Below are 17,210 nucleotides of genomic sequence, written 5' to 3'. Positions count from 1 at the left end.
ATAATGGAGGAATTGTATGCAACTGTCCACCAGCAAGCGTATTGAAATTCTGGATATTACCGATAAAGTGTCCGGTGTGGTGAGAAGCAGTAATATCGATGAAGGAATATGTGCGATTAGTACTTCCCACACAACCTGTGCGATAATTGTCAATGAACACGAGTCGGGTTTGGTTTTTGATATTATGGAATTGCTGGAAAAACTGGTTCCTTCAAATGCAGACTACTATCACGATAGAATAGATAACAATGCAGATGCCCACTTAAGAGCAGTTCTCCTGGGAAACAGTGAAACGATGCCTGTGAAAAAGGGGGACCTTGAGCTTGGTACATGGCAGAGTATATTTTTTGTGGAACTGGATGGGCCGCGCAAGAGGAATGTAGATATAGTGGTGTCATCATCTGATTTTAGGGGATGATTTCTCAGCCTCTACTATCTTTAATCAGTGCTAATTATGTATAGGTGGTCTATTATGGTGGAAAAAGAGAATAAGCAAGAAAAAGAAACTGAAGGCAAAGATAAGAAAAAGAAAGCGGCACATGTGGAACCGGTGCATCCTGGAGATGAGCGGGTAGGAAAAAGCCGACACCTGCTGGATACTGGTGAATAATATTTATGCCAGGGTCAGTGTGGTTGATCTTGGTGACAAATTCATCTCATTGCTACCGGTAACAGAAACGGTTCTTATAACGGGATTATTCCTTTTTACAAAAGTCATTTTAAGGTTGAGGGTGAGTGTTCCTTCTTCCCCTGTTTCAAAATTAACATTTAATTCAACAGGTTCACATATCTTGCATTTACTTATTTTGAATTTCCTGGATGCGTCAAGTATCTCAATCCCGACGAACTTGTTATTTTCGTCCATGTCAAGGATGATATCATCTAACATCAATGAGGATTTGTATTTGCGGTCCTGAGGATAGATGTACATACTGTCATTTAGCCAATCGTAATCGAAATGGCTATTTTTATAATGAACTACATTGCCGCTCATTTTACTCTCTCTGATGTGACCAAACGTTTTACTAACATCGTTTCAATATTTGTTTATTATTGGAGTGATTTATTATCTTAAAAAGTATAGGAAATATTAGATAGGCAACTCTAATTTTCCTTTGTACTTTTTATAACAGTTGTAGCAAATTGGTTTCAGTTTGCTGGAGTTTGTTTCTTTTCCACAGACATGACATACGTTTTCTGCATGATCTTCATTACCATATTTGTTCCATGTCATGAAGCAATCTTTGCAATATGGATGTAATGGATCTATCTTTATTTCTTTCTTACATCTAATACAATAACCGCTATCAGAGGATTTACTTTTTTTGTTATTTTCCTTTTTCTCTTCTTTACGAGCCACTTTCTCAACAGTCACCTTCCCTTCTTCACTAATTCTAAACAAACGTTTAGCTTCATCATTTATAGCATCATATAACTCTGGATCTGTCTCTTTGGAAACATATATCCCCATTTCGTTGTTGTTTTGTTGAGAAAATTCATAGAGGTTCATGGAGGTTACAAGTGCCTCTTTTTCATTTAAATAACATTTAGCATGTAAATTTTTACAGAAACCAGTTCTAACATAATCCAAATTTCTCAACCAATTATCCTCATCTGGTTGAATTTCTTTTTTTCCATAGATAACTTCAGTATTAATTTTAATTCGATTTTTATCTTCAATTAACTCTCTAATTCGTTCATTAATTTTCAAAAAAGGGCTAATCAAAATTAATTTTTCATCCGCACTTTTTATGATCTCTTCTAATTTGAAAGAAACTCCTGTAGTGGTCAAGAATTTAGGCATGAATGAAGATTTGAAATTCTATTATATAAAATATTTGAAGTTGCAATGTTGATCATCTAATACAAAATCGGCACTTAAAACAATTTGCAGATTTCTGTTTTTCAGCACCAACTATAACCCAAAAAAGATTGTGATGCGAGGGAAGGGATTCGAACCCTCGAACTCCTACGAGAATAGGCCCTGAACCTATCGCCTTTGGCCTAGCTGGGCAACCCTCGCACACGATTTCTGGCTATAGATGGGGCTTTTGATTCATAAGGGTTTTGGTCCTGGATAAACAGTAGGTCAGGGATATTTCACCCTGACATCTAAATACAGGAGTCTGTTTTTGGAGGTTGTAAGCCGGAAGTTTTTAACCTCCGGCAAGGGTTAGAATTTGTATTTCTCTCCCATCAACAGAATGCATGGGAGGTATATAGCCTCCGTTGCCTGTTTTTTCCAACGAGGGGTGACTATGAGTATGGCATTAAAAAATATAAAGGGCCATTAAATGAAAAAAGAACAAACGGATGAGCTACTTCTCATCCGATAAGTTTCAAAATCAGGGCTTTCTGTGCATGCAACCGGTTTTCTGCCTGATCGAAAACCACTGAATGGGTACCGTCCATAACTTCGGCCGATATCTCTTCTCCCCTGTGGGCCGGCAGACAATGCATAACGATTACATCATTCTTTGCGACATCAAGCAATTTACTGTTAATCTGGTAATCCGCCAGGTCACTCAGTCTTTTATCCCTTTCCTCTTCGTCTCCCATGGATATCCAGACATCGGTATAGAGAACGTCGGCATCAGTCGAAGCCTCAATCGGGTCCCTGAGGGTCTCAACCTTACCCCCCATTTCACGTGCATGCTTACGATATCATCGTCCGGTTCATAACCATCAGGACAGGCCACAGCAATTTCCATTCCCACCATGACACAACCAAGTATCATTGAATTGCACACATTGTTGCCATCGCCTACCCAGGTAAGTTTCCGCCCTTCTAATGTGCTTTTGTACTCCTTGATCGTCAGCAGGTCTGCCAGGATCTGGCAGGGGTGTTCCTTATCGGAGAGGGCATTGATCACAGGCACGGTAGCATGTTCTGCGAGTTCTTCCACGGTCGAGTGTTTGTTCACCCTGGCAGTAATAGCCGCCACATACCTGGAAAGGACCTTTGCGGTGTCTGCAACCGTTTCACCCCTGCCTATCTGCATGTCTCTCTGGTTAAGATAGAGGGAATGGCCGCCCATATCACTCATGGCCACCTCAAAGGAAACCCGGGTTCTGGTAGATGATTTTTCAAAGATCATTGCAAGGCTTTTGTTTTTCAGCAGATCAGTGACCTTGCCCTTAATTCTCTTTTCTTTCAGATCCTCTCCTGTCTCCAATATATTCAGTATATCTTCTTTGGAAAGGTCCGTCATTGACAGAACATTTTTCATTATATCAGCTCTGTTTTTACTCTCTTATTTTATTCATATGTGTGATTTTCTTTCGTACAAGAGCCCGGGTGCCGATATCCCGGCGTGAATGCAGATCGCCGATGATATTCTCAAGTGCATCCTGTGCTATTCTTTCAGCCTTGCTTATGGAATCAGCGATACCGACAACTGCTGCGGCGCGAGATGTGCTGGTATAGATTTTACCATCCTTTTCATATACACTGGAATAGAACAACATTGCATCGCCCATGTCCCCGAAAACGATTTCTTTGTCTGAATCAGGATTATCCGGATATCCTGCAGGAACCACGTACTTACACACAGTTGCCTTCTTGCTGAATATCACATCTAGATCATCCAGATGCTCTTCCACAATAGCTTCCATGACATCAAGCATATCGGTCTCAAGCAGAGGCATTATGTTCATAGCTTCGGGGTCTCCGAAGCGCGCATTGAACTCTATGACCTTTGGTCCTTTCCTGGTAAGGATGAACTGGCCGTAAAGGATGCCCTGGTACGGGATTCCTGTAACTTCACAGAGCTTTTCTACTACCTTTTGCATGATTGCTTTTGCCTTCTCCAGATCATCTACCATCATGAAAGGCAGGATTACATCGGTGTCGGAATAGGCTCCCATTCCGCCTGTGTTTGGTCCCAGGTCATTTTCAAATGCTCTCTTGTGGTCCTGTACGCAAGGGGTAAAGGCAAGAGTACTTCCATCCACAAATGCCTGCAGGGTGAATTCCTCTCCTTTCAGTTTTTCCTCAACAACCACACTATCGTTTTCGAGAATGCTAAGTGCATATTCATAGGCATCTGTGGTATCCGGCAGTTGGTCGCCCATAACCCTGACACCTTTACCCCCGGTAAGCCCGGAAGGTTTTATGGCGACATCCCCAAGTTCTTCAATATACTCTTTCAACCCTTTTTCATCATTGAATACTTTAAATGCAGGACATCCCTCGATATTTTCTTCCTTCATGAAAGTCCTTGACCACGATTTATCGAATTCAATCTGGGCAACATCCTTTTTCGGACCCACGGAAGGTATTTTGACTTTTTCAAGAGCATCTACAAGGCCGGCTGCAAGAGGTGCTTCCGGACCTATGAATGCAATGTCTATTTTTTGTGAAGTGGCATATTCAACCACTTTTTCCACATCTGTTTCTTTTTCAAGTAAGAAATCCCTGCAAAGCTTTGCTATACCGGGATTTTTTTGCTCATTACTGCATACAGTTGCGGCTCTCTCTTACTTCTGGAGATGGCTTCAGCAATGGCATGCTCTCTGCCGCCTCCACCGATAAGCAAAACATTCATGTGTAGACCTCTCTGATTAAAAATCCTATAAAACACGTTGCTAAATATTCATTTATATTATGCAAATTTGTGTTGTAAACAGTTATTATTAGAATAGAGCATTCCGGATAATTAAATAAATACTTTCCGCTTTGGCCGCTTATTCTTCTTTGAGCAGATCGGATGCTTTCACAAGTGGATTCAATGTCACATTTTCATTCCACAAATTTGCTTCTGCTCCTTCTTCCCTGTCAACAACGGTAATCACTTCATCGACATTGGCACCGAAGTCCCTGAGAAGATCGATCGCTTCAAGAACAGATCCGCCACTTGTGGTCACGTCTTCTATCAGTATGACTTTATCTCCTTCTTCCAGATCACCTACAAACCTTCCCCCGGTTCCATAAGCCTTTGCATCCTTGCGTATGAGTAAAAGGGGAATCTCTGTTTTCAGGGAGACAGCCGTTGCAAGAGGAACTCCTCCAAGGGCCACTCCGCCAATACGACTTGTTGCAGCAAGATCAATTCTGGCTGAAGCAATGTCTGATATTTTTTTGAGGGTTACAGGATCTGAAATTGCCTTTTTTATGTCGACGTAATATTTGCTGGTTTTTCCCGAAGCAAGGGTAAACTGGCCGAACTTGACGGCTTCACACTTCTTGAGAGCTTCTATGAGTTCATCTTTCTCATTGTTTTCCTGCATTGCATTTGTCTCCTGAGGTTACCAGGGTTCTTTCTTGATTCCAAGTACGTAACCTATTATATTGGTCCCTATGTGTAAAAGGGGTGTTAGTATAAGTAACACTATAATGATATTCAGTGTGAAATTTGCAACAAACCATTGTGGAGCTACAAGGTAGGTCAATATCCACGCACCTGCTACAAAATCAAGCTGATCTGCAACTGGCAAAGGAGCTCCTCTTTTCAGATTGATCCTCCTTTTAACAAAACTCATTGCCATATCACCAATAAGTGAGCCAATCGAAAGAGCAGCAATCGGAATTATTACATCCGGGATTGTAAACCCAAAAGGTGGTAATCTAATCCCCATAAACTCGATTCTGGTAAAGGCAATCCACGTTTGTAGAATCCCGGCAACAATTCCAATTAAACTTCCGGCGACAAATCCCCTTATCGTTTTTCCGTCACCAAGTATCCTTCTTCCGTCACCCATTGTTCTTTTGCCATCAATGGGTCTTCCTCCTCCCAAAAGAGCTGCAAAAGGACTTGGAAGGTAGGCAGGCACCATTAACCATATAGCGAGAATAATTGTATCAAGCGTCTTGATCAGCCCCTTTTGACTTCAGTTATTCTCGTTTTTATATAAGGGTTTGCTGTTTTATTCTTGTATGGAGGGGTGAAATTTGAACAAATTTCTTTACTTTATTCATTTGAGTAGAATCATTATCAGTTTAAACAATTAACAGTGTGAACTAAAAAGTGCAAACTCCTTTATACCTGAAAATCTTCCTTTCTGCTAATATATTTCTTACAGGACAGGCTTGATTGCATGGATATCCAAAACCTATTTTCCAGAAAAAACCTTATTTTTGTAACAGTGACAGTATTCGGGATACTTGCAGCTTTGTTAACAATTGGAATGCTGACGCCCCTGGTGATTCAGTTCTTAAGTGGGATGCAAATAGGTATGGATGCAACATATTTCAATAACAGGGCAGCACCGATTGCCGGTTTACTTGTAATCCTGCTCTGTGCCTGTTTGCTTGTCACCCATATCTCCAGCAGGTATATTGGTATGCTGCTTGGAGGTATAGTTCTATTGTCTGCGTTTATGGCAGTGTTTTCTCCGACCGGGAAACTGCTTGTAGACATTTCTATAATACCTATGCTTGCTGTTTTTGCGGCATCGCTGTACCGGTTGGCCCATGTTATCAGAAAACGCAGTGGCAAATCCCGTTTAAAGGGAATAGGTGCCCACATTATCCATATTGGGATTTTGCTGGTGATATTCGGTACCATTTTCAGTTCAGCAATGAAAGTAGAAGATTCAGCTGTAGTTAGCATTGGTGAAGAAACGGCATTTGAAGGGATTCCCTATTCTGTGAGTGTGATGGGTATGGATTCAAGTTTTGAAGGCACTCCCTATGACAATTATCCTGGTTCATCCTATGCAACGGATGTTGGTCTTATAATTTCCAAAAACGGGAATGAGTTTGACAGGGGTACAGTTCGGTATATAACCGATATAAAATGGAGGCAGACCTATACTTCTACATATATTTACCGCGGAATCATGGAAGAGGTTTTTATTGCCCCCAAAGCCCTCGATGAAAAATCCGGAGAAGTTGACCTGTATCTGCGTGTAGTACCATTTATCAGCTTTCTCTGGGCTGGTATTTACATAATGCTTGGGGGCATGTTCATACTACTCCTTGGAAGTATAGTGCTACCAGACAATGAAAATGAGGTGACCACATGAATTTCGGAATGATTATTATCTGGGTGGCATTTCTGTTTGGTTTGCTTGCTATGGTCTATTCATACCTGGGTTTTCGCAGAGAAGATGAGAAGTACCGGATACTTTCATCAAGACTTGAAATTGCCTGTGCTGTTTTGGTCACAGCTGCTTCTGTCATGCTGATGTACTATCTTTATGATGTTGCCGCGTTCTTTGAGTATGTTTATAATCATTCCAGTCTTGATCTTTCCACTTACTATCGCCTTTCAGCTTTCTGGGCGGGCCAGGCAGGTTCACTTTTGTTGTGGGCCTGGGCCATTTCGGTTATGCTTCTGGTTCTCAGGTATTCTTTCCGTTTTTCCAACGGCAATGTATTCATGGTCACAAGGATACTGTCCCTGGGTATCCTTTCGGTATTCCTCATGCTGCTTGTACTTGACAATCCGTTTGCAGTATACTACTCAAAAGCCGGCTCCGTTCTTGTAAGCAACTGGAATCCGTTTGTCCATCCCTATCATCTAACAGATGGGCAGGGCATGAATCCACTACTTCGCAATCCCTGGATGGCCGTCCATCCTCCCATCCTCTTTTTGGGTTATGCAGCTTTTACTATTCCTTTTGCATCTGCTATTGCGGGTCTGATCCTTAATGACAGCAGCTGGCGCAAAATAGCCAATAACTGGATGCGGGTTTCCTGGCTATTCCTGACTGCAGGGATAGGTCTGGGTGGTTTCTGGGCCTATGAGGTACTTGGCTGGGGTGCATGGTACTGGAGCTGGGACCCGGTTGAGACCTCGTCGTTGATTCCCTGGATAACCGCGACAGCTTATCTGCATACAATATACGGCAGACAGGGACAGTTCAGATTCCTGGCACCAGCAATGGCTATTTTCTCATTTATACTTGTAATTTTTGCAACTTTTGTTACGAGAAGTGGTATGTGGGCTTCTGTCCATTCCTGGCAGGATTTCAATGCAGAAAGCCTCTTAATAGGTATATTCCTAGCAGGAATTACGCTTGTGGGAACATCGCTGCTTGCAAAAAGATATTTTGAAGAACAGGATTGAAACTGTTCTTTGCTTATTATTTTTAGTGGGCAACAGCCAGGTTTTCAGTAGTGGTACGATCCGGTCGGGTGCGAATCGGGAGTTGAATTGTGAACTCACTACCCTTTCCTTCTACGCTTTCCACCAGGATTTGACCATTGTGACCTTCAATGATTTTCTTGCAGATGTAGAGACCAATGCCAGTTCCTCCATATTTTCTTCTGGTGGAGCCATCTACCTGATAAAAGCTTTTAAAAATGTTTTCTAACTTGCCCTTGGCTATTCCAATTCCTGAATCCCTTATTTTTATCTCGACGTATTTGCCTGTTCTACTGGTGGAAACTTTTATTTTACCATTTGCAGGAGTAAACTTGATTGCATTATCGAGTATATGGAATATAGCATTTTTCAGATATCTTTCATCAACATTTATATGTGGAATATTTTCCAGGCTTCTTTCAAGTTTCAGGTTGTATTTTGTAAAATTTATTGTCAGGTCATTTAGGATCTTGTCGAGAAGGGAATTTATATCTGTATCTTCAAAATTGTATGTCACATTCTGGCTACAGTCCTCACTGGCATAGAGAAGAGCATTGACATGTTGCTGTAGCCTATCACAATTCCTGATTATTGTAACTAGGGCGTCTTTTTGCTTGTTATTAATTACACCTAACTCGCCTTTAACGAGCAAATCACTGAAACCTTTGATGGATGCAAGAGGTATTTGTAATTCCCTGCTTATATTGGCAAGAAAGTCATTCCTCATGCCATCCAGTTCCTGAAGTTCTTTATTTGCCTCTACAAGGGCCATTTCTGCCTGTTTTTTTTCAGTAATATCTTCACCGGAACTGATGGTACCCATGATGCCTCCCTGATCGTCTTTGAGTACAACATCATGCCAGAAAACCAATCGTTCTTCACCTGTACGTGTAAGAATAGGTTTTTCAGAGAATTCGGGAGGTTCAATTTCTCCCTCCAGGACCATTTTATAGCCGGTTTTTATCATATCCCTTATTCTTTCCGGCAAAAAAACATCGAACCATTTCTGTCCTATAATTTCTTCCTGGGAATACCCCAGAATTTCAGAAGCTTTCTTATTGGCAAGTACGACTTTCAGGTCCCTGTCAACTACACCTATTATTGTTTGGGCAACGTCGATGTAAGTCTGTGCCTGGTCTCTTTCTTTTGCAAGTTTATCGTAAAGGCTTTTTATTTGTAGCAGGGAATTGATTCGTGTGAGGATTTCCAGATCATCGGATTGAGCGGTTATGAAATCATCTGCCCCATTTTTCAGAGCTTCCCTTATCTCTTCTTTGTCTGTTTTGGTGACCATAATTATGGGGAGATAATGATTACCTGTATTTTCCTTAAGCTCCCTGCAAATGCGGTAGTTAACCTCTTCAGACATAGTATTGTCAATTATAACTACAGTCGGTGTACTTTTTTTGATAAAAGAAATAGTATCTTTTTTGGGTTCTGCTTGTAGCACCCTGTATGCTGACAGATACCCCAGCAATTCATCATTATTTTTGCTGCTTATAAGGGCAATTGAGGCTATTTTATCATCGAGCATGTCACCGCATCCAGATACTATTAATATATTGTATATTCATACTTATATATTAATTCATTCTTTAAAAAGCCCTATGTTATCCTTGTTTAAAACATTGTCATAATTTTTATATCCCAGGATATTTGCTATCATATTGGTATGTTTTCCCTTTATTTTCTGCAATTCATCTGAGGTATAATCCGTAATTCCTTTCCCGAATACCTGCCCGTTGCACTCGAGTTTTACTATATCTCCGCGATCAAACTCGCCCTCTAAACCAATTACACCCGAAGGCAGGAGACTCATGCGGTTTCTTACCGCATCTCTGGCTCCTTCATCTACCACAATTGTGCCTGAGGAATGAGCCAGTAATATCCATCGAATGCGGTTCTTATGGACTTCTCCTTCAGCTAAAAAGAGGGTGCCGATTTCTTCACCCTCCATTATTTTGAGAATTGCGTTTTGAATAGAGCTGTTTGCAATTATCATATGGCAGCCTGCTATATTGCATATCTTTGCAGCATCTATCTTTGTTCTCATGCCACCGGTTCCCTTTGTACTTGATGGGCTCCCTCCGTAACTTTCTATAGTTGGTGTGATTTCAGGCACAGTTTTCAGTAATACAGCATCCTTGTGCCTTTTAGGATTTTTATCATATAAACCATCAATATCCGATAGGAGTATCAGCAGGTCGGCTTCCATTTTGCTGGCAACCATTGCGGAAAGCCTGTCATTATCTCCAAGGGTAGCTTCTATCTCGTGCACGCAGGTACTGTCATTCTCATTGATAATCGGGATCACCCCATATTCCAGTAACGTGGATATGCTGTTTCTCAGGTTGAGATATGTTAACCTGCTGGTGAAGGATTCGTAGGTCAAAAGAATCTGGGCAACATTGAGATCATAAGTACTAAAAGCCTCCATCCATTTTTGCATCAAAACATTTTGACCAACAGCTGCTGCTGCCTGTCGAACCGGAATTTCCCGCGGTTTACAGCCAAGTTGCATCAGGTCAATCCCCACTCCAATGGAGCCGGAGCTGACAAGAATGACTTCTTTTTCCAGACTGTGGAGGTATGCGACCTGGGAGGCCACATGTTTCATGAATTCCTCATTCAATCCTCCATAATCACTACTAATTGAAGTTGTTCCTATTTTGATGATAACTTTTTTTGTGTTGTCAAGAATGACTTTTCTCTTGCTCAAAATCACAATCCCCGGATATTATTTCAAATGATGTCGCTTATCTGTTTATCCAGTTTCCTGTGGGTAAATTGTTTTGCATTATCTCCTGCATAATCGGATACCCTGTCACCATTACCCAGAAGAATATACTTGTATATCAAAAGACCTTCCATTCCTACGGGTCCCCGTGCGTGTATTTTGTTTGTGCTGATGCCAACCTCTGCACCTTTTCCATACCTGAAACCGTCGGCAAATCTTGTAGAGACATTTACCATGACGCTTGAGGAATCCACAAGCTCGGTAAATGTGCGGCGCTTGTCCTTGTCCTTGGTGACAATGCAATCCGTATGATGGGAACCATACCTGTTAATATGATCGATTGCTTCATTTATTGAATCAACCATTTTCACAGACAGTACCAAATCATTATATTCGGTGCTCCACTCTTCATCGGATGCTTTTTTCAAATCCCGGATACCGGTATTTTCTGCAATAGTGTATGATTTTTCATCCAGGCGGATCTCGACACCTGCTTTGAAGAATTTTTCGATCATACCGGGCAGGAACTTGTCTGCAATATCACTGTTTACAAGCAATGTTTCCATTGCATTGCACACTGCAGGATACTGTACCTTTGAATCATAGCAGACATCAATAGCTTTTTCCATATCTGCTTCATTGTCCACATAGACATGGCATATCCCGTCTGCATGACCCAGTACGGGTATCCTGGTATTATCCTGTATGAACTTCACGAAAGCGTTTGAACCACGGGGTATGAGCAGGTCTATATAGGAATCAAGTGCCAGGATGTCCATTACTTCTTCCCGGGTTTCCATCAGTTGAAAGGCTGTTGCAGGAATATCCCCGATTTCTTCCAGGGCGCTTTTAAGTATGTTGAAAATAGTACGATTTGAATTAAAGGCCTCACTTCCACCCTTAAAGATCGTTGCATTACCGCTTTTCAGGCAGAGGGACATGATCTGCGGAACAACGTCAGGACGTGACTCGAAAATAACCCCAATAAGGCCAATCGGACAACTTACTTGGTACAGTTCTAGTCCTTCATCAAGTTCCAGGCAGCTGAGAGTTTTGCCTGTTGGGTCTTCAAGTTCCATGACATCTCTTATACCTGCGATCATTCCATCGATTTTGCTATCATTTACTTTCAGCCTATCCACAAGAGCCTGTGAGATTTTCCCTTGCTCTTTTAACTGCTCAGCAGATTCGAGGTCTTTGCGGTTTGCCTTAAGTATTGAGTCCCTATTTTGATCAAGGGCTTGTGCCATTGCTTCAAGACCTTTATTTTTTAGGAGTGTATTTATGCTGGCAAGTCTGATGGAGGCATCTTTTGCTGGTATGACTTTTTTCTCTGTATTATCGGTCATGGGAACACCTGGTTATATGGTTGTAACTATGGCAAGAGCAAATAAGATTATCGTATAAAAAAAAGCTTTTAGCTATTTAATTGGGGGTTTAAAAAATAGTAGGTGAAGTAGGCAAGGAGCCTACTTCGTATTGTGCTTATTTGGCCGGGATGATGAGGGATCTCTCACCAGCAGGCTCGAACTCACGAAGCGCACCGCGTCCGAACTCCTTCCTTGGCTGGGAGAAGTCGAATGGGAGCATTTCGTCGGCGAAACAGACCTTGATTAGTGGGTTGAGTGCATATGCATCTCCACGACCGGCGTGTGCTGCGGCTGCGATTGCAGCGTAGCCACCCTGGTGACCAACGTTCATTGCGTAGTTCGGATAGTTTGGACCACGGAGTTCGTGGGGCAGACCTTCATCGGACTGGTAGGAGAAGGTGTTGGTTGCACCACACTGGTCCTGCAGGTCGAATCCGAAGAAACCGAGACGTCCGTGACCTTCCTTGTGCAGGTACATACATAGATACCATGCGGAGAGACCGGCGTTTGCGTTACCGGTTGCAAGGACTCCTGCACTACCGGCAGCTGCGGAAAGGACGGTTGCTCTCTGGGATCCACCGAAGTGGTCTTCAAGGGCAACTGGGTATTTCTCGTAGTTCTCGAGACCGTAGAGTGTGGACTCTGTTGCGATGTCCTTGATAACATCCATGCTTGGGGCGACCTTGTTGTCGATACCCTTGTCGGCTGCACCGTCATACTTGTCGTTGATGTACTCAACGTCATAGTACAGGTTGTCATCCAGAATGTTGTTGGTGTATGCAGCAGTGGAGTACTGGGTAAAACCGACACCACCAGACATGTAGGATCCGAGCCAGATCTGGTCGTAGAGCATACAACCTGCACCGACTACCTCAAGGGTTACGTCTGCAGGGTCATCCGGGTTTATACGGCTGGTCTGGATTATGTCTGCAAGGTTACCGAAGGGGATACCACCAGGTTCGTTTGGTGCACGTGCACGTCTTGCAGGAAGCATATCACCCATACCGACAACACCTGCGTGCTTTGCTGCATAGGAAAGGTCTGCTACAGCTGCTTCACCGGCACACATTCCGTATGCTGCAATGTAAGACATACCGATCTGCATTGCAGTCCACCTTGTGGTCTGACCACCGTCTGTTGTTCTGGATACGATGGTTGGGATGTGGGCTGCCTGCCAGGTGGTATTGCCGATAGCGGATTTGAGCTGTTCTGCCTGTTCTGCGGGGAACTGTTTGTCGATGTCGATGAGGAACTGGTCATCGATTTCGTCTGCAAGTTCATCGTCACCTGTGAATATTTTCACGTAACAGTCATCAACGAGTGCAGGATGGCTCTCTACCATGTGTTCCTGAACAACTGCGCTACCAGGGAGTGCGTGGTTGAGCACTTCGAGGTAGTGGTTGATTGTTTCAGGGGTTACTTCGATGCCCAGTCTTTTCTCGAGGGTTTCGTGGGCCATATCCATACCGACAATACATGTTCTGCGTATGTCGTCCCACATCTGTTGCATTGCAGCGTTGTTGACATAGTGAAGGTCATCATTTTCGACCATCATGTCATCATTACCGGAGATAAAGGAAGGTGTAAGAGCTCTCTGACCGAGTGGTATACCACCGCAGTGCATCATAGGGTTATATCCTGCAAGACCTCTCTTTTCTGCAATTTCCTTACCGACTTTCTTCATTTCCAGTTTCCTGGGGTTCTGGTCGACACCGAGGCGGTAATATGGAATTCTCATATCCGTAATGTCGCCGCCGCCCATCTTGTTGGTGCCGTGCTCCTTTGTGAATTTATTTTCTAAATCTTTCTGGAACATTCTCTTTCTGTCGTCTGCCATTTTACTCACTCCTGTACAGCTGGCTTGTATCCATACATGGTTCTCTTTTCAAAGATCCTGTGTACCCATTCGAGGACTTCCTTATCCTCCCTGTATGGGACGTTATCTACACGATAGATTGTGGTCCTTTTTGCAGCTTCCTCCTCGGACATTGGTTTTCCGAGATCGACCTTCTTGTCGATTGGTCTTCCTACCTGGTCCTTCTGGACGATGATGGTTCCGTTTTCCAGACGTACTCTTTCGAGCATGTCAAACATTACACCATCTTCCTGAAGACGGAGGGAGTGACCGTGTACACTGGCACCACGAAGGCATGCAAGTGCAGGGCAGGTCATTTCGGTTTCAAGCTGGAATTTTGCAAGTTCTTCCATGTCCCTTTCACGGGCTTCAACGACCTGACGGCCGGAAAGTGTACCCGGGTCTACGCCTCTGAAGTTAATTGCAGCGTTGTAGGTCCTGAAGTATGGGGTGGAAGGTGCATTGTACATTGAATCTACAAACTGTACGTATCTGATCCTGTCACCTGCTTTTGCACCATCTGTAGGTTCTACCAGTTCACGGATGGAACATTCTGGTTCGCCCATTTCTGCCAGTGGTGGGTGGGTGCTTGGGTAATCTGTACCGGGAACACGGTGTCCGAGAATAATGGTTAAGTCGTCATCAGAGATTTCCCTGAGTTTTTCGACTTTACCGGACATGTGTTTCCTTCTGTTTTCCGCAACACTTGTTGCTCCGGGATAAAACTGTGCTTCATATGCCATATGATTACACTCCTTTGTTATCAATTGATTTCATTGTGGATTTCACTGCTTTGACGAGTTCGTTTAACTTATCTCTTGGACAAGTTTCTCCTCGCGTCACTCCAGTCACAATCTCCATCACTTTTCCCTTTGTCTGGATGTTTTTATCTTGAGGTTTTACCAATCTAGTATGGATACCGGCCTTTGCAAAATCTTCAAAGTCCACGATTGTCTGACAGACAACCACTGCCGGCACTTCTGCATAAACCAATATTTCCCTTACTTTCCTGACAACGTGATCACGAATGTTTCCTGTATGAATGACTGCCATCTTGTGCCTGTTTATCTGCTTGATCTCCTCCGGGTTGATGCCGAAGGAACCGGATTTCATTTGTTCATCGGGAACTCCTGATCCCGAATTTAGCACAAGTACACTTACCTGTATGTCTTCTTTGCGCATTCCGTAAGTCAGTTCGCAAATAGGCTTGGTGATATGGCGTTTTCCGGGACTCATAGCGACTGCGACTACGTCGGTCCTGCCGGCTTCGGAGAGTGTACCTCTTTGGGCAAGTCCGCCTCCTTTGCCAAGGCCCATTCCTTGTCTGCAATCTACAACCTGGGTTTCCCGGTCAAACATCTGGAATCATTCCTCTTCGTTTGTTTTCAGGAGGTTTACCTGTGATTCTACCTTGCTTTTCGGGTCATAAAGACCACATATAACAGGATCAGCTCCCGGGCCTCTTTTTGCAAAATCTGAAACCGTTTGCCTTGTCTGGATAAAACGTCCTTCCCTAATGTCATAATCGCAGGGAAGTGTGTCTACACAAATTGCATTTATTTCTTCCATGACTTCCTTTCCGGCAAGTTCCAGTGTGATCCTTCCCACAAGTACTTCCAGGCCCATTTCGGTCTTACCAAAATGTACATTTGTCCTTAATGGATGATGTACGGGTGTTCCGACAGCAGGTCCGAATGGTACTTTTGTAGGTAGGCGCGGCCCCTGTATGAATGCCCTTTGTATACCTTCCAGACTGCAAAGTTTGTTAAGCAGCCCTTCTACGGTATCGGGTTTCATCATACGCTTTGGGAAAATCTCGATTTGTATGGGTTTCTTTGTGTCTGAAGCAGAAGTTTCCATTATTGGTACCTTCAATCTTTGTGAATCATTTAGAGTGATTCAGCGACTGCTTTTATTGGTTCTCTGAATTCTTTGATTGAACCGAATACGTCACCTATGAGGCCGGATGTCTTTTCGATGGAGAACATCTGGGTACCTGCATCAAGTGCTACACTAGCGGATACACATGGAATTGCGAATCCTCTTGAGTGTCTGGTTACAATGTGGTTACCGTTGAATACACCGGGACCACCACCACCATAGATAGAGTGGCTGAAGAAAGAGAATCCGACAGCAGTACCCTGTGCCCTACCCATATCACAGCCAGGCAGGCCAGTTTCTTTCTCAATGATATCGTTGTAATACAGAATTGTGGATGACACATTCTGGGCAGCCCTGCCTGCACCACTGTTTACCATTGTAGCGGCAAGTTGACCGGCTGAGGCGTAAGCATTCCACATGGATACATCGTTTGCCTTGTAGAAGTTGTAACCTGAAGGAGCAGTGTTATCGACTTCGATTACATTGTCCTCAATTGCTCTTTCAACAACAGATTGTACTACGCTACCAATGGTTCCATTTTTGCCATTGTCTTTTACAAGATCGTATACTACGTTGTTAGCGTTAAGACCCTGACATGCAAATCCAAGAAGCTGATGTCTCTCGAATTCTCCGACTGCGTTACCCATTTCGAACATACCTGCCTGTTCAAAGATGGAAGACAGTGCTGCTGAGTTCATTGCTTTTTTCTCTGTAATTGCAGCAATGTGGTTGGTCATAATGTTTCTCAGGGAGTAACCCAGACCTTCATTCTTCTGTGGAATGTTCAGGATTGAAGCGACGTTTCCACCGGACAAGTCCATCGTCTGTGGATAGCCGCCCCATACTGCTCCTTTGACCACAGGCGCGTTGAACATGTCAATGTTGAACATGTCAACAATGGTCTGGACGGTTGCTGCTGCACTCACAGTAAGTGAGGACGAGTAGTCAGCACCGGCAGTGAGCCTTGCGGTTGGAAGCTGGACAAGAAGTTGCTTGCCGCCACCAAGAATCTCAATGTTTGTGTCGTCGTCACCGTCTACCTGTACAAATTCCTTCACGGAGTCTGCAATTGCACCAGCGTTTTCGACAATATCGAGTTCCATTTCACGTCCCGGCATGTGGCGACCTTTTCCGCCCATTTTACCGGTTGCGAGAGATTTTTGAATACCTCCCAGGTTGACTGCTACAGTCCTCTTTGTGTCTCCGATGATACGCTGAATTGCCGCGTTCCTTGTAGGAGCGAGCTCTTCAATTGCAACGCCGCTTTCTAAGAGTTTTCCTCTGTCGTCGTAGATGTCTATTTTGTCAGACACGTATTTTCCTCCTTTAAGTTTTTT

General features: G+C 43.4%; 16 protein-coding genes, 1 tRNA gene and 2 pseudogenes. 4 read left to right on the top strand and 15 right to left on the bottom strand.

Annotation, left to right across the window (positions count from 1 at the left end):
- Nucleotides 1-16 precede the first annotated feature (16 nt).
- Both C9889_RS02785 and C9889_RS10030 read left to right on the top strand, forming a co-directional pair.
- Nucleotides 17-418, top strand: a complete 402-nt coding sequence (locus C9889_RS02785; protein ID WP_129597004.1) for a secondary thiamine-phosphate synthase enzyme YjbQ — start codon at nucleotides 17-19, stop codon at nucleotides 416-418.
- Nucleotides 419-472: 54 nt separating this feature from the next.
- Nucleotides 473-610: a hypothetical protein gene (locus C9889_RS10030; protein WP_164999262.1), complete on the top strand. Its 138-nt coding sequence runs from the start codon at nucleotides 473-475 to the stop codon at nucleotides 608-610.
- 3 nt (nucleotides 611-613) lie between these two features.
- On the opposite strand, the gene C9889_RS02780 is transcribed toward C9889_RS10030, so the two are convergent.
- From C9889_RS02780 to C9889_RS02750, 7 genes and pseudogenes are all read right to left on the bottom strand, one after another.
- Nucleotides 614-994 carry a DUF2283 domain-containing protein gene (locus tag C9889_RS02780; protein ID WP_129597002.1) on the bottom strand — a complete coding sequence of 127 codons (381 nt, stop codon included), beginning with the start codon at nucleotides 992-994 and terminating at the stop codon, nucleotides 614-616.
- A gap of 96 nt (nucleotides 995-1,090) precedes the next feature.
- Nucleotides 1,091-1,804: a phospholipase D family protein gene (locus C9889_RS02775; protein WP_129597000.1), complete on the bottom strand. Its 714-nt coding sequence runs from the start codon at nucleotides 1,802-1,804 to the stop codon at nucleotides 1,091-1,093.
- Nucleotides 1,805-1,938: 134 nt separating this feature from the next.
- A tRNA-Leu gene (locus C9889_RS02770) sits at nucleotides 1,939-2,023 on the bottom strand.
- Between the two features lie 302 nt (nucleotides 2,024-2,325).
- Nucleotides 2,326-3,233, bottom strand: a pseudogene (argF, locus tag C9889_RS02765) (ornithine carbamoyltransferase).
- Nucleotides 3,234-3,246: 13 nt separating this feature from the next.
- Nucleotides 3,247-4,547 (bottom strand): annotated as a pseudogene (gene purD, locus C9889_RS02760) (phosphoribosylamine--glycine ligase).
- 139 nt (nucleotides 4,548-4,686) lie between these two features.
- On the bottom strand, nucleotides 4,687-5,229 hold the full coding sequence (gene pyrE, locus C9889_RS02755) for an orotate phosphoribosyltransferase (RefSeq protein WP_129596998.1): 543 nt from the start codon (nucleotides 5,227-5,229) through the stop codon (nucleotides 4,687-4,689).
- An 18-nt stretch (nucleotides 5,230-5,247) separates the two neighbouring features.
- A complete protein-coding gene (locus C9889_RS02750) occupies nucleotides 5,248-5,796 on the bottom strand; it encodes a CDP-2,3-bis-(O-geranylgeranyl)-sn-glycerol synthase (protein ID WP_263854011.1) in 549 nt (182 codons plus the stop codon).
- A gap of 240 nt (nucleotides 5,797-6,036) precedes the next feature.
- On the opposite strand from C9889_RS02750, the gene C9889_RS02745 reads away from it, so the two are divergent.
- Together C9889_RS02745 and ccsA are read left to right on the top strand one after the other, a co-directional pair.
- A complete protein-coding gene (locus tag C9889_RS02745; RefSeq protein WP_129596994.1) occupies nucleotides 6,037-6,966 on the top strand; it encodes a cytochrome c-type biogenesis CcmF C-terminal domain-containing protein in 930 nt (309 codons plus the stop codon).
- Nucleotides 6,963-8,012, top strand: coding sequence for a cytochrome c biogenesis protein CcsA (gene ccsA / locus C9889_RS02740; protein WP_129596992.1), 1,050 nt, complete (start codon nucleotides 6,963-6,965; stop codon nucleotides 8,010-8,012). The genes C9889_RS02745 and ccsA overlap by 4 nt, the downstream gene beginning before the upstream one ends.
- Nucleotides 8,013-8,034: 22 nt before the next feature.
- Here ccsA and C9889_RS02735 read toward each other — a convergent pair whose 3' ends face one another.
- The 8 genes from C9889_RS02735 to mcrB all read right to left on the bottom strand — a co-directional run bounded on the left by C9889_RS02735 (nucleotide 8,035) and on the right by mcrB (nucleotide 17,186).
- Complete coding sequence (locus C9889_RS02735; RefSeq protein ID WP_129596990.1) at nucleotides 8,035-9,564, bottom strand: ATP-binding protein; 1,530 nt, start codon at nucleotides 9,562-9,564, stop codon at nucleotides 8,035-8,037.
- Between the two features lie 54 nt (nucleotides 9,565-9,618).
- On the bottom strand, nucleotides 9,619-10,749 hold the full coding sequence (proB, locus tag C9889_RS02730) for a glutamate 5-kinase (RefSeq protein ID WP_129596988.1): 1,131 nt from the start codon (nucleotides 10,747-10,749) through the stop codon (nucleotides 9,619-9,621).
- Between the two features lie 23 nt (nucleotides 10,750-10,772).
- The gene (locus tag C9889_RS02725) at nucleotides 10,773-12,116 is read right to left on the bottom strand and encodes a glutamate-5-semialdehyde dehydrogenase (RefSeq protein ID WP_129596986.1); all 1,344 of its coding nucleotides are present in this window, start codon (nucleotides 12,114-12,116) and stop codon (nucleotides 10,773-10,775) included.
- A 136-nt stretch (nucleotides 12,117-12,252) separates the two neighbouring features.
- The gene (mcrA, locus tag C9889_RS02720; RefSeq protein ID WP_129596984.1) at nucleotides 12,253-13,974 is read right to left on the bottom strand and encodes a coenzyme-B sulfoethylthiotransferase subunit alpha; all 1,722 of its coding nucleotides are present in this window, start codon (nucleotides 13,972-13,974) and stop codon (nucleotides 12,253-12,255) included.
- A 5-nt stretch (nucleotides 13,975-13,979) separates the two neighbouring features.
- Complete coding sequence (gene mcrG / locus C9889_RS02715; protein WP_129596982.1) at nucleotides 13,980-14,735, bottom strand: coenzyme-B sulfoethylthiotransferase subunit gamma; 756 nt, start codon at nucleotides 14,733-14,735, stop codon at nucleotides 13,980-13,982.
- Between the two features lie 4 nt (nucleotides 14,736-14,739).
- Nucleotides 14,740-15,351: a methyl-coenzyme M reductase I operon protein C gene (gene mcrC / locus C9889_RS02710; protein ID WP_129596980.1), complete on the bottom strand. Its 612-nt coding sequence runs from the start codon at nucleotides 15,349-15,351 to the stop codon at nucleotides 14,740-14,742.
- 6 nt (nucleotides 15,352-15,357) lie between these two features.
- On the bottom strand, nucleotides 15,358-15,852 hold the full coding sequence (gene mcrD / locus C9889_RS02705) for a methyl-coenzyme M reductase operon protein D (RefSeq protein WP_129596978.1): 495 nt from the start codon (nucleotides 15,850-15,852) through the stop codon (nucleotides 15,358-15,360).
- Nucleotides 15,853-15,881: 29 nt separating this feature from the next.
- The gene (gene mcrB, locus C9889_RS02700; protein WP_129596976.1) at nucleotides 15,882-17,186 is read right to left on the bottom strand and encodes a coenzyme-B sulfoethylthiotransferase subunit beta; all 1,305 of its coding nucleotides are present in this window, start codon (nucleotides 17,184-17,186) and stop codon (nucleotides 15,882-15,884) included.
- Nucleotides 17,187-17,210: the final 24 nt, after the last annotated feature.

This window comes from Methanohalophilus profundi (genome assembly GCF_004137855.1).
Classification (GTDB): domain Archaea; phylum Halobacteriota; class Methanosarcinia; order Methanosarcinales; family Methanosarcinaceae; genus Methanohalophilus; species Methanohalophilus profundi.
This window is presented reverse-complemented; position numbering and strand designations above follow the sequence as displayed.